Source organism: Arthrobacter sp. NPDC080031 (assembly GCF_040702485.1).
Lineage (GTDB): Bacteria > Actinomycetota > Actinomycetes > Actinomycetales > Micrococcaceae > Arthrobacter.
Genome location: NZ_JBFBLA010000001.1, coordinates 108,729 through 120,980 on the forward strand (window position 1 = coordinate 108,729; position 12,252 = coordinate 120,980).

9 protein-coding genes and 1 pseudogene are annotated in these 12,252 nt (G+C 60.5%); 7 read left to right on the forward strand and 3 right to left on the reverse strand.

Annotated features, from left to right (window positions below; genetic code table 11):
• Positions 1–18 precede the first annotated feature (18 nt).
• The gene (locus AB0323_RS00480) at positions 19–1,167 is read left to right on the forward strand and encodes an acyl-CoA dehydrogenase family protein (protein ID WP_366175654.1); all 1,149 of its coding nucleotides are present in this window, start codon (positions 19–21) and stop codon (positions 1,165–1,167) included.
• Between the two features lie 347 nt (positions 1,168–1,514).
• Here the strand turns inward: AB0323_RS00480 and AB0323_RS00485 are convergent, their stop codons facing one another.
• Entirely contained in the window at positions 1,515–2,312 is a 798-nt protein-coding gene (locus AB0323_RS00485) for an enoyl-CoA hydratase-related protein (protein ID WP_366175655.1), read from the reverse strand.
• A 416-nt stretch (positions 2,313–2,728) separates the two neighbouring features.
• Between AB0323_RS00485 and AB0323_RS00490 the strand changes: the two genes are divergently transcribed.
• Together AB0323_RS00490 and AB0323_RS00495 are read left to right on the forward strand one after the other, a co-directional pair.
• Positions 2,729–3,526: an enoyl-CoA hydratase-related protein gene (locus tag AB0323_RS00490; protein WP_366175656.1), complete on the forward strand. Its 798-nt coding sequence runs from the start codon at positions 2,729–2,731 to the stop codon at positions 3,524–3,526.
• Complete coding sequence (locus tag AB0323_RS00495; protein ID WP_366175657.1) at positions 3,523–4,305, forward strand: SDR family oxidoreductase; 783 nt, start codon at positions 3,523–3,525, stop codon at positions 4,303–4,305. Before AB0323_RS00490 ends, AB0323_RS00495 begins: the two co-directional genes overlap by 4 nt.
• A gap of 106 nt (positions 4,306–4,411) precedes the next feature.
• Here AB0323_RS00495 and AB0323_RS00500 read toward each other — a convergent pair whose 3' ends face one another.
• A complete protein-coding gene (locus AB0323_RS00500) occupies positions 4,412–4,960 on the reverse strand; it encodes a TetR/AcrR family transcriptional regulator (protein WP_366175658.1) in 549 nt (182 codons plus the stop codon).
• A gap of 472 nt (positions 4,961–5,432) precedes the next feature.
• Here AB0323_RS00500 and AB0323_RS00505 point away from each other — a divergent pair.
• The 4 genes and pseudogenes from AB0323_RS00505 to AB0323_RS00520 all read left to right on the forward strand — a co-directional run.
• Positions 5,433–6,299 (forward strand): annotated as a pseudogene (locus AB0323_RS00505) (dihydrolipoamide acetyltransferase family protein); the annotation flags it as partial.
• 495 nt (positions 6,300–6,794) lie between these two features.
• On the forward strand, positions 6,795–8,033 hold the full coding sequence (locus AB0323_RS00510) for an acyl-CoA dehydrogenase family protein (RefSeq protein WP_366175659.1): 1,239 nt from the start codon (positions 6,795–6,797) through the stop codon (positions 8,031–8,033).
• A gap of 41 nt (positions 8,034–8,074) precedes the next feature.
• Positions 8,075–9,277 (forward strand): acetyl-CoA C-acyltransferase, encoded by a 1,203-nt coding sequence (locus AB0323_RS00515; RefSeq protein WP_366175660.1) that lies wholly within the window; start codon positions 8,075–8,077, stop codon positions 9,275–9,277.
• A 76-nt stretch (positions 9,278–9,353) separates the two neighbouring features.
• Complete coding sequence (locus AB0323_RS00520; RefSeq protein WP_366175661.1) at positions 9,354–10,223, forward strand: 3-hydroxyacyl-CoA dehydrogenase family protein; 870 nt, start codon at positions 9,354–9,356, stop codon at positions 10,221–10,223.
• Between the two features lie 856 nt (positions 10,224–11,079).
• Here AB0323_RS00520 and AB0323_RS00525 read toward each other — a convergent pair.
• Positions 11,080–12,252 carry an alpha-hydroxy-acid oxidizing protein gene (locus AB0323_RS00525; protein ID WP_366175662.1) on the reverse strand — a complete coding sequence of 391 codons (1,173 nt, stop codon included), beginning with the start codon at positions 12,250–12,252 and terminating at the stop codon, positions 11,080–11,082.

Consider the following 12,252-nt stretch of genomic DNA (forward strand, 5'->3'; position numbering starts at 1 on the left):
GAAGTGAACCGAAGCAACATGAAGCGAACCATCTTTGACACCGAGCATGAGACGTTCAGGACCCAAGTTCGTGACTTTCTCACCTCTGAAGTTGTACCCCATAACCGTGCATGGACCGAAGCCGGGATAGTCCCCAGGGAGCTTTTCGCTAAGGCCGGCGCTGCCGGCTTGCTCGATACCGCGATCCCGGTTGAGTACGGAGGCCGCGGGCTCCGGGACTTCCGCTACAACCAAATCCTTGGTGAGGAACTGGCAGCGGCCAACCTGGCCGGCGTGGGACTTGGGCTGACCCTTCATACGGACATCTGCACGCCCTATCTGCTGAACCTGGCCACTCCCGAGCAGGCCCAGCGCTGGCTGCCGGGAGTTGCCTCGGGCGAGATCATCACCGCAATCGGTATGACCGAGCCCGAGATTGGTTCCGACCTGGCTTCAATGACGGCGACAGCCATCCGGGATGGCGATCACTATGTCGTCAACGGCCACAAGACGCTGATCAGCAACGGCATCAATGCTGACCTGTTGATTGTTGCCCTCAAGACCGATCCTCAGGAGCGGCACAAGGGAATCAGCCTATTGGTCCTCGAGCGCGGAATGCCCGGTTTGGAATTTGGGAAGAACCTGAAAAAGGTGGGTCTGAAGGCACAGGACACCGCCGAATGGCTGTTCCATGACGTTAAGGTTCCAGTAGCCAACCTCCTCGGCCAGGAGGGCCAGGGGTTCAAGCACCTCATGATAAATCTTCCCGCTGAGCGGCTCTCGATGGGCTCCTACGGCGTTTCTGCGGCTCGGGCCGCGTTGGAATGGACCTTGGACCATGTTCGCGAACGGACAGCATTCGGTTCTCCGATCGGGACCTTTCAGAACACAAGGTTCAAGCTCGCTGAGCTTGCTACAGAGGTTGATGTCGCCCAGTCCTTTGTCGACGCATGCGTTCAGGCATACGACACCGGTGACCTGACTGCGGCAGACGCCGCTAAAGCTAAGTGGTGGTGCACCGAGCTGCAAGGCAGGGCACTCGACGTCGCAGTCCAGCTCCATGGCGGATGGGGATATCTCGAAGAGTACGCAGTGTCCACAGCTTGGGTCGATGCGAGAATCAGCCGCATTTACGGAGGCACCACCGAGATCATGAAAGAGGTCATCGGAAGGGACCTCGGCTTGTAGTGGCCCTCGCGGCAGGCGCGCTTGGCAGCCTCCGCCCAGCCCGGAAGTAGTAGGAAGTTGGGATGCTGCCAGCAGGCCGCGGAAGGGGCAGCCCGGGGCATCGCACCCAGGCTGCCCCTTTTTGCCGCAATCGCTCGGACCGCCTTCACAGTAGCCGGTCCTGCCCCTGACTGGCCGCCCACCACGCCCTTACCGCCGTCAAGCCCGGTCCAAGGATGACCGCGAGAGCGACAATAAAATATGATGGCCTCCCGCTATCGCTTGGGAAATTCACCCCATCCGACGGCGGGAGGCCTCAGTTTGCCTACTGCTAACGCTGGATCATGCTTTAGATATGGCCGCGTGACTTAGCGATATACAGGTGTCCGCTTCTCCAAAAAAGCATTGACCCCCTCGACCCCGTCGGGAGCGGCAATAACCTCGCGGATCGTCGCCGCCTCCACGTCCATTTCTTCTGCCATGGTCCTCGTTGCGGACTGGGCCATAAGCCGTTTGGCACCGGAGAATGCCGTGCCCGATCCGTCGCGGAGTGCAGAAACAATCCGGTCGACCTCGCTCTGAAGATCCACAGCCGGCACCGCCCGGCTGATGAGGCCCCATTGCGCGGCCTCTTCGCCCGTCAAGACCCGGTTCATCAAGGCCAGATCCATGGCCCTCGCCCAACTCACACGCTGAGGAATGACCCAGGTCAGGCCGCAGTCAGGCGTGAGGCCCGACGCTGTGTAGGCCATTACAAGTTTTGCCTCTGCAGCTGCGAGGACAATGTCGGCAGCCAGAGCAACGCCCAGTCCGCCCCCCGCTGCTGTCCCATGCAGTACGGATACGAGCGGGATCTCCAGCGACCGAAGAGTTGCAATTCCCGCGTGCAGTTCGTCAGCCGTCGCCTGTACCTGAGCGCCCCTGTCATCAGCCCCCGCAAACTCGCGCAGGTCTCCCCCAACGCTGAAGACCTTACCTTCGGCGGCCAGGACACCAACGCGGATTTCACCAGTGGCAGCTCCCTTACTCAAACGGTCCGCGGCCTTCCTCAAGGCCATTCCCATCGGCTGATCCAACGAGTTCCCCGCACTCGGCCGCGCCAACGTAATGCGGGCAACTCCCTCCACAACTTCCCAGGTGATTCGGTCGAACAGGTTCTCAGCCATAAAGGGCTCCTCAAAGGCAACGAAACTAGTGGTGTGCGCCTCAATTCTAACATCCCACTCGACTGCACCGCCGAAAAATCGACCGAATGGTTTACTTTGCCTGTCGACTTACGCTTGGCTCTTTATCGACTCTGAAGACGGATGTCCGACTTCACGGTTGACCACCCGGTGAACAGGAGTTTAGGGTTGTGACAAACCGTGCTTGGAGTGGTGACTGCCGGCAACGGCACAAGAGGCCGCCCCCAGTGCTGCGAATGAATCCTGGAACGCAAATGAGCAGCCCTGCCGCTACCGTTGCAGCCGGTTGGGGCCGGGCGGGGACCGCGGAAGAAAAGCGTCCAGGTCTCTGGTGTCCCGCCTGACGGGCGCCGCAGGTAGCTGGGCGCTTGGACGAACCAAACTATTCATTAGGAGACATGATGCCAACGCAAACGATCCATGGTGAGCTGACCAAATCCGAGGTTAGTGACGGCATCGCCGTCCTAACGATCGATCGGCCCCAGGTCCACAATGCGCTGAACGCGCAGGTGCTGGACGAAATCCGCTCCTTCCTCACGGACGTCCGTGACCGGGACGATGTGAAGGCTGTGATTTTCACGGGTTCCGGAGAAAAGGCCTTCATTGCAGGTGCAGACATCTCACAACTCGTGGATTACACCCCGCGGGACGGGCTCATGGCCAAGATGCAGCGGCTCTACGACGAGATCGAGGAGTTCGAAAAGCCAACGATTGCTGCCGTTAACGGCTACGCACTGGGAGGCGGCAATGAGCTGGCCATGGCCTGTGACATACGAATCGCTTCCTCAAACGCACGATTCGGTTTACCCGAGACGAACCTCGGAGTGCTTCCCGGTGCAGGCGGCACTCAAAGGCTTGCGCGCCTTGTCGGCAAAGGGCGAGCTGTCGAACTCATCTTGACAGGCAGGATGTTCGACGCCGAGGAAGCATTTCGGATCGGTTTGGTAGCCCGTGTGGTCGCGCCAGAAAGGCTTCTTGAGGCCGCCCAGGAAACCGCGGCCCAGATTCTGGCAAAGGGCCCCCTGGCCGTGAGGCTGGGCAAGATCGTGATAAAAAACGGTTTCGAAACCGATCAGCGTACCGGAATGCTGCTGGAACGGTTGGCCCAAGCCCTGCTTTACGCCTCGCCTGAGAAGGTGGAAGGCACGAACGCGTTCCTTGAGAAGCGTCTCGCAGCCTTTGATCGGGTGCAATGAGAGGCTCTCACGACAGTTCGGCCAGTTCCCTGTCGGGAACAGCCCTGGTCATCGGTACCGGAGGTATCGGCGCCCAGGTGTGCAGGGACCTCGCCGGTCAGGGCAAGAAGGTCTTCCACACCTATCACCAGAGCCGGGATGCCGCCGAGGAGTTAAGTAATTCCCTCGGTAGCGCCTCCGCTGGCACGAGTCCCCTTGACATCCGTGATGAGACCTCGATCCGGGAGGCTGTCGAAAAGGCCGCGTCAGTGCTCGGACAGGTTGACATCCTCGTAGTAACCGCAGGGCACCGCCATGAGTTTGCCCGGTTTGTGGACACACCCGCCATTCTGGCTGGTGAGATCCTAGAGCACGAGCTGGTGGGAGTGATGTCTCTCGTCCGCGCCGTACTTCCGTTTCAGGAAACCGCGGGATACGGGCGGATCGTGCTGGTCGGCTCGGACAGCGGAAAAGCTGGGACCGCGTGCGATGCCGTCTCCTCAGCGGCCCGCGGCGGGTTGATTTCATTTGCGCGGTCTCTGGCCCGGGAAACGGCCAAGGACGACATCACCATCAATGTCGTATGCCCCGGGCCGACTGACACTGAACTGCTGCATTCGATGCTTGATGCCGAGGGGACCACGGCAAAGATCATGCAGGGCACCGTTCGGGCAATCCCTAAACGCCGCTGCGGGACAGTTGGAGAAGTCTCCGCGATAGTAACCTTTTTGGCCGGCGACGTGGCGGGCTACATTACAGGCCAGGCAGTCAGTGTCAGCGGCGGGCTCACAATGAGCTAAGCCGCAGGGCCTCCCCAGGTACCGCAGAGGCGAAGCCGGGTCGATCCAGGACAGCGCTGGGACCCTGCAGTTCCGGGGACGACAGAGATCCTAGGGAGTAGAGCCCTTAAAGGAACATTCGCAGCGCGCAGTCAACGATGTCCCGCCGTACGGCGGCCCGTTCGCTCGATGTCGCATCAGGTCGGATCCACACCGAAGACTGATTGAGGATTCCATGGAGGCATTGCATTGCAACGTTGATATTGGGGCAGTTGAATTCGCCGCCTGCCACGCCCTTGACGACGGCCTCGCGGAAGACAGCGTCATGACGACGGCGCATGTCTTTCATGGAATCGGCAAAAATCTCCGGCCATGCACGGGGCCACGAGAAGACTGTGGCGATTTCCGGTGCCGTTTCGGTCAGAATCAGTATCTGCTCATCGATCAGCGCTCGGAGAAGATCCGCCGCAGAACCGCTCTCAAGTGCCTGTCGGCGGGCGTCAAGACGGCTAAGGACCTCCTGGGTCAGAACTTCCAGTGCCGCCGCCACCAGAGCGTCCTTGCTCTCAAAGTAGTGATACAGCGTTGCTTTTGCGATATCGGTCTGCTCGGCGACATCCTCCAGGCTCATCCCCTGGTAGCCGGAGGTGGAGAGGATTCTGGTCGCCGTGCGCACGATTTCCGCCCGGCGCCTGTCACGTCTACGCTCCACCCGGCTTACTCCAGCTGAGGCGGTACCGCTGCCAGACGATCCGGACTTCCCCGGAAGGGCCGCATCCGCAGGCAGAGTCGCGGTCGCACTGTTGCTCTCGTTAGTCAAGATTTCCTCGTCCCTTGGATCTTGTGGCAGCACCACTATCGCTACTGATCATAGCTCGTCGTCGTATAGAAGGTCGAAAACCGACTTATAAAACGGGAAATCGACTGCTTAGTTGGCTGGCCGAACTCCATGCCGTAACTTAGGGGCCATTGGCGTCTGAGCGGCACAAAATAGGGCACGGTCCCCACAAATCACAGCAGAATCCCGAGGAGGCGACATGGCACCTAGTAGCAGCGAGAGTGGATCTCTCAGTATGGTGGAGTCCGGGCTGACATTTCCCGGCAACCTTTCAGGGATCGCGCGATTCGTAGTAATTCCGCCTGGAACGCCTCCCCTGCGGAAACTCGCGAAGAGTCTCGGTGTTGACCTTGGCAGGGTCACGGGAAGCGGTACTTCCGGAAAAGTTACACGCAGAGACGTAATCCTGGAGGCCCAGCGCCCCTCCGGGAGGGGGCGCTCCGAGGCCGCAGGGCAACTGACTTCCAAAACCGATGCGCGCATCGGACGCATTGCCGTCAGGGGTGCGCGTAAGGCCACTGCCGCTGCCATGGTCGCCTCCGCCTTCACCGCGCCGCATGTGAGCATCTTTCTCGAGGTCGACGCCACCCGCACGATGGAGTTGGTCCGGCGGCTCAAGAGCAATGCGGACTTTTCGGGCGTCAAGGTCTCACCGTTGCTGATTCTGGCTAAAGCTGTACTGTGGGCCGTCAAGCGCAATCCGGAGGTCAACTCCACCTGGAGTTCCACCGAAATCGGCGATGAGATCCATGTCAAGGACTATGTGAATCTCGGCATTGCCGCAGCCTCGCCGAGGGGACTGTTAGTGCCCAACGTCAAGGACGCCCAGCACCTGAATCTCCCGGAACTGGCCGCTGCGTTAAGTCACCTGACGGCCAAGGCTCGATCGGGCAAGACCCAACCGGCGGACATGCAGGGAGGGACGCTCACAATTACCAACATAGGTACGCTCGGCCTTGATGCAGGCACTCCCATACTCAATCCCGGCGAAGTTGCAATCGTCGCCTTCGGTGCCATCCGACAGAAGCCGTGGCTGGTAGAGGGAAAAGTGGTGCCGCGCTGGATCACCACACTCAGTGGCAGTTTCGATCACCGAGTCGTGGACGGGGACAAATGCGCCAGCTTCTTGCGGGACGCCGCGGCGATCCTGGGGGAACCCGCTCTTTTGCTGGGGTAGCGACAAAAGATCATGAGCCGTTTCCGGCGCCTTCCGGCTCAGCCGGGCGCTTGTCACCCACAAGCGCACTGAGCTCGGGAGGCGGCGGCGAAAGCACTAAAGCGACTTTATGGGCGAGAGTTCGACCATGCGGTTGACTGATGCTAAATTCTGGGCTTATCTTAGGAACAGAGGATCAGGACCGCCGCAACGCCAGCGCCGGCATCGGGGTCTGACATTCATGAAATACGGCTGGCTGACTTGCCGAGGAGTCCGATATGACGTTAAAAGAGACACGGGGCCCCGATTTTTGCCCTGGGCGCGCCTGGCTTCGGTTCTTACCGGCTGAGCGGCAGGACCAGCACAGCCCAGCGGTCCACCAGTCGAAGTGCTTGGTGGAAGGCGCGCAGATGACCGCGGCCCTGGCCCGACACGAAGCAGATCGGCTTCTGTCCTCAATGCCGTCACAAACCCATTACCCACTGGTCCCCTGACCCGCCGATGAAAGGGCCCCTCATGACCGCCACCAGCGCTCCTTCTGCTCCTGCGACTTCAACGTCCAAGTCCCGGGCGCCGGGAGCCTCCTCTGACTACTTCCAACTGGATGATGACCTCACTACTGAGGAAATTGCTGTGCGAGACAAGGTGCGGGCTTTCGCAAAGCAGCGGGTGCTTCCAGTGATAAATGAGTACTGGGAACGCGCTGAATTTCCCTGGGAGCTGCTACCGGGCCTGGCCGAGCTGGGCATCATCGGCACAACGATCCAAGGCCATGGTTGCCCTGGCTTAAGCCGCAAAGCCGCAGGCATGGTTGCACGCGAAATGGCGCGTGCTGACGGGAGCATCAACACCTTCCTCGGCGTCCACGCCAACTTGTGCATGGGGGCCTTGAACATGCTCGCCAGCGAGGAGCAAAAGGAACGCTGGTTGCCCGCCCTCGCGCGGCTGGAGAAGACCGGGGCCTTCGCCTTGACGGAGCCGGACCATGGCTCCGACTCCGTTGCGCTGGACACCAGCGCGCAGCAGGACGGTGACACGTGGATCCTGAACGGGCACAAAAGATGGATCGGGAACGGACATGCGGCCGACGTTGTCGTGCTCTTTGCGCGCAATACCGAAGATGGCAACGTCAATGCCTTCGTCGTAGAGAAGGATGCCGACGGTCACCACCCTGCCGGTTACATGCCTGAGGTGATTACCGGAAAAGTAGGTAAACGCGCGATCAATCAGGCGGACATCGTCATCGAAAGCCTGCGCCTCCCCGATGAGAACCGACTGACAGGCTGCCACTCCTTTAAAGACGTCTCATGCGTACTACAGGCAACCCGCGGCGGAGCGTCCTGGGAAGCCGTTGGTCACGCCATGGCCTGCTTTGAGATCGCAGCCGAATACGCATCGAAGCGCACCCAGTTCGGCAAGGCCATCGCCGGCTACCAACTCGTGCAGGCAAAGCTTGCGAACATGCTCAGCGAACTGACAACCATGCAGTTACTCTGCAACCGGATGGCCGAACTTGCCGACCGGGGGCAGCTGACGAACGCTCAGGCATCGATGGTCAAGATGGCAACTTCCCAGAAGGCCAAATGGATCTGCAACGAGGCCCGCGACATGCTTGGGGGCAACGGCCTGCTCCTTGAAAACCACGTTGCCCGGCACATGACCGACATGGAGGTTGTATCCACTTACGAGGGGACCGACTCCATCCAGGCACTGCTTGTGGGCCGCGATATCACCGGCATCTCCGCTTTCAACTAGCCCGCCCTGCAACAGATCGTCAATGCGAACGGAGCAACATAATGAGTGAAGCTTTCCTCGTCGGTGGCGTACGCACGCCCGTGGGCCGCTTCGGTGGCGCCCTTGCACAAGTGCGCCCTGACGACCTTGCGGCCCTGGTGCTCAGGCACGCAGTTACCGATGCGGGCCTCGACCCCCACGACGTCGACGAAGTCATCCTCGGCAACGCTAACGGTGCGGGGGAAGAGAACCGTAACGTTGCCCGGATGGCCTGGCTGCTGACAGGGTTTCCCGACACCGTACCAGGAGTAACGGTCAACCGCCTGTGCGCTTCAGGCCTCTCCGCCGTCATCATGGCGTCCCACATGATCAAGGCCGGCGCAGCTGACCTCGTCCTCGCCGGCGGGGTCGAATCCATGTCCCGCGCCCCATGGGTAATGGAGAAGCCTGACAAGGCATACGCCAAGCCCGGAGACGTCTTCGACACATCCATCGGATGGCGCTTTATTAATCCGAAGTTCCGTCAGATGGACAAGTTCACCTACTCCATGCCCGAGACTGCGGAGGAAGTCGCAGCACTCGACAAGATCTCCCGCGAAGACGCTGACGCGTTTGCCATGTCCTCGCACGAAAAAGCCCTGAATGCCATCAGCGCCGGACACTTCAAGCAGGAAATCATCCCGGTAACGGTCAAAGGACCGAAAGGCACCGAATCAGTCGTGGACACCGACGAAGGCCCCCGGCCGGGCACCACCATGGATGTACTCGCCAAGCTCCGGGGAGTAGTTAAGACAAATGGAATTGTCACGGCGGCCAATTCCTCATCCCTCAATGACGGCGCATCGGCCATCCTGGTCGCCTCCGAGCGGGCGGTCCAAAAGTATGGGCTTACCTCACGCGCACGCATAGCCGATGGCGCATCAGCCGGCGTACCGCCCCAGGTCATGGGCATCGGGCCCGTACCTGCAACGCAAAAAGTACTCAAGCGTGCAGGCTGGTCTATTGACGACCTTGGAGCGGTGGAACTCAACGAAGCATTCGCCACACAGTCACTGGCCTGCATCCAGCGTCTGGGCCTTAATCCCGGAATTGTGAACAACGACGGCGGAGCCATCGCTCTAGGGCACCCACTTGGCTCCTCAGGCTCCCGTTTAGTGGTCACCCTCCTCGGCCGCATGGAACGCGAAGGCGCCGACCGCGGCCTGGCCACCATGTGCGTAGGCGTCGGCCAGGGCACCGCCGTGCTTCTGGAAAAAGTCGCATGACCCCACCACTCGTGAAAGTACAGACCTGCCCGGCAGACCGTGCCATGCGACCCAACGATGAACTAGGAACAAAACCATGACCAGTAACAACGACCCCGGGGTTCCTCCGGTTGTAGGAGTCCTGGGCGGCGGACGCATGGGTGCCGGCATCGCGCACGCCTTCCTGATTGCCGGTTCAAAAGTGACCGTGGTGGAGCGCGACACCGCCTCGGCCGACGCCGCGCGTGACAGGATCGAGCGTGCCCTCGGGAAGTCGCTCGAACGAGGAAGTCTTAAGGGTTCCCTGAACGACTGGGCCCGGAACCTAACCCTGTCAACAAGCTACGCAGACTTCTCGTCTTGCGGGCTCGTCGTTGAAGCGGTCCCGGAGATCTGGGACCTCAAGTCTGCTGCGTTGCAGGAAATCGAACGCAACCTGTCCAAATCGGCTTGGCTGGCAACCAACACGTCCTCGCTCTCGGTAGACGGCCTTGCCGAACAGCTTCAGCGTCCCGAACGCTTCTGCGGTCTGCACTTCTTCAACCCCGTCCCTGCCTCGAAGCTTGTAGAGGTCATCATTTCCAAACACACGGGCGACGAAGCCAAGACGTTGTCCTTGAAGTGGGTCGAAGGCCTCGGCAAGACGCCGGTACTCGTCAACGACGCCCCTGGCTTTGCTTCCTCCAGGCTGGGTGTCGCAATTGCATTGGAAGCCATACGCATGGTTGAGGAAGGTGTCGCCTCCGCTGGGGATATAGACAAAGCTATGGTCCTTGGCTACAAATTCCCGGTGGGTCCGCTGGCCCTGACAGACATTGTCGGTCTGGATGTGCGGCTTGATATTGCGGAGTACCTTGAATCCTCCCTCGGGCCGCGTTTCGCCCCGCCGCAACTGATGCGTGACATGGTTGCCAACGGTGAACTGGGGCGCAAAACCGGCCAGGGCTTCTTCACCTACGAGAGTTAGTCGACATAAAGAACTCCGGCTAATGCAGAATATGCAGGTATCGGAGTGCATAGTGTGGCCACCACTAGGGTGGCCACACTATGTTGCTTCCCCCGGCGGCTCCAGCCTGCCGTGTGACCAGCAGACGCCATTCCTGTGACATTCATCTGCCAGAGGCCGTGGAAGCTTCTGCAGAGGCGGTGACGAACACCCGATGAACTGCGAATCGCTTTCACCAGCCCCAAAGCCGCCCTCATCACCAGCTGCAGAAGTTTTGTAAGCCCTGAGTCGGACTGCGGACTGCGGAGTCGCCTACACGTACGTGCGGACCACCTTCAGTACAAGACGCCAGCGCACGGGGTTTCCATCAAGAGCGTGCATCACGCTGCCTTCAGCGACGTAATGCGCGTCCGTTGAGCCGGCCACAGGCGCCCCCCAGCCTGTGGACGGGCAGTGCTCTCCAGTCAGCGGCCTGGTGGCCGTTGGTCCGGCAAGACTTCTACGTGCACTCATCTTCTTCATTGATCGATCGCCTTTCAGTGTTGTGGTGAGCTTGTCCACGACATCGATGGCGTGGAGAAGAGACCCTTTGGTGTTGCACGGCGCTGTGGCGGCACGCGGGGTAAGTAAAGTCAGAATGTTCGGAACGTCAACGGCCGCCCGGAAGTAATTGTGGACCGGGCCCCGGCTCTGTCGATGAGAACCGGGGCCCGGCTGGCAAAGCCGGTTCCTGTAAATTACGCATGCCGCGGCTGAAGCGGCTGTTCAAAGGACTGTCCAAGCTCCCCCTGTGGGGGGAAGCGCTCCCGGGTTGCCCTGGCTTAGTTGGAGTCGGAGACCGACACCAGAATCGCTCTCCCCCGAGGCTGGATTTGGCTTAAACGGCTTTGATCAATCCCCCTTTGCGCAGGTCGGCAATAGTGGGGTAGCCGTCGACTGCCATGAGGAGATCGGCTTCGGCGAGTATGGAGCGGAGCTGTTGGATCACGCCGTCAGTTCCCCCTACGGCCAGCGCATACGCGTAGGGTCGGCCAATACCGACGGCGGTCGCGCCCAGGGCAAGAGCTTTGACGACGTCGCTGCCGTTCCTGACACCGGAATCGAATAGCACGGGAACCCCATCGGCAGCTTCGACGACTCCGCCGAGCATCTCCAGCGCGGAGAGCCCCCCGTTAGCCTGACGGCCGCCGTGATTGGAGCAGTAGATTGCGTCCACGCCCAAATCGATCGCCTTGCGGGCGTCCTCCGGATGGCAGATGCCCTTGGCGATGAGGGGCACGTGAGAGACTTCACGGATCCACTTAAGATCGTCCCATGTAAGGCTGTTGCCAAAAACCTTCATCCATTCCCTGGCCGCAGCGGCGGGGTCCTCCTCAGGGCTCTTCTCGAGACGCTTCCTGAAGTACGGATCAGTGAAGTAGTTGGAGAGGCAATACCCCCGCAGCTGCGGGAAGCTTGCGTAATTCAAGTCGCGGGGGCGCCACCCGGTGACCCAGGTATCCAAGGTCAGGGCAATTGCCTTGAAGCCTGCGCCCTGGGCACGGTTTATCAGGCTCTCTGCCAGGTCGCGGTCACCAGGCGTGTAAAGCTGGAAGAAGCCAGGCGTTTGGCCAAGGTGTTGTGCGATTTCTTCCATGGGATCCATGGACAGCGTGGAGGTCATCATAGGGACACCCGTGGCTGCCGCAGCCTCCGCAACCCGCAGGTCGCCGTGGAAATCCTGCGAACAGAGACCAATCACGCCAATGGGCGACATGAAGATGGGACTAGGCAAGTTCACCCCGAACAATGACACGGAGAGGTCCCGCTCATAGGATCCGTTGAACATCCTGGGGACGAGACCCCATCGGTTGAAAGCTTCCACGTTGGCACGCTGGGTGTGCTCATTGCCGCAGCCTGCAGCGACGTAGTTGCGCACCCACCACGGCATAACCGCGTGTGCCTTCTCTTCGAGAGAGGCAAAGTCGACCGGATAGCGCGGCGCTATGCCCTTGAGACCGTCGAGGTAAATTTCGTACTGAAAGTCGCCGTACTGCGGGGGCCGGTTCAT

What these genes read in the sequence shown, in the direction of transcription:
- AB0323_RS00480 (WP_366175654.1), top strand. Translation starts at nt 19, where the DNA reads ATGAAGCGAACCATCTTTGACACCGAGCATGAGACGTTCAGGACCCAA.
- AB0323_RS00485 (WP_366175655.1), bottom strand. Translation starts at nt 2,312, where the DNA reads ATGGCTGAGAACCTGTTCGACCGAATCACCTGGGAAGTTGTGGAGGGA.
- AB0323_RS00490 (WP_366175656.1), top strand. Translation starts at nt 2,729, where the DNA reads ATGATGCCAACGCAAACGATCCATGGTGAGCTGACCAAATCCGAGGTT.
- AB0323_RS00495 (WP_366175657.1), top strand. Translation starts at nt 3,523, where the DNA reads ATGAGAGGCTCTCACGACAGTTCGGCCAGTTCCCTGTCGGGAACAGCC.
- AB0323_RS00510 (WP_366175659.1), top strand. Translation starts at nt 6,795, where the DNA reads ATGACCGCCACCAGCGCTCCTTCTGCTCCTGCGACTTCAACGTCCAAG.
- AB0323_RS00515 (WP_366175660.1), top strand. Translation starts at nt 8,075, where the DNA reads ATGAGTGAAGCTTTCCTCGTCGGTGGCGTACGCACGCCCGTGGGCCGC.
- AB0323_RS00520 (WP_366175661.1), top strand. Translation starts at nt 9,354, where the DNA reads ATGACCAGTAACAACGACCCCGGGGTTCCTCCGGTTGTAGGAGTCCTG.
- AB0323_RS00525 (WP_366175662.1), bottom strand. Translation starts at nt 12,252, where the DNA reads ATGAACCGGCCCCCGCAGTACGGCGACTTTCAGTACGAAATTTACCTC.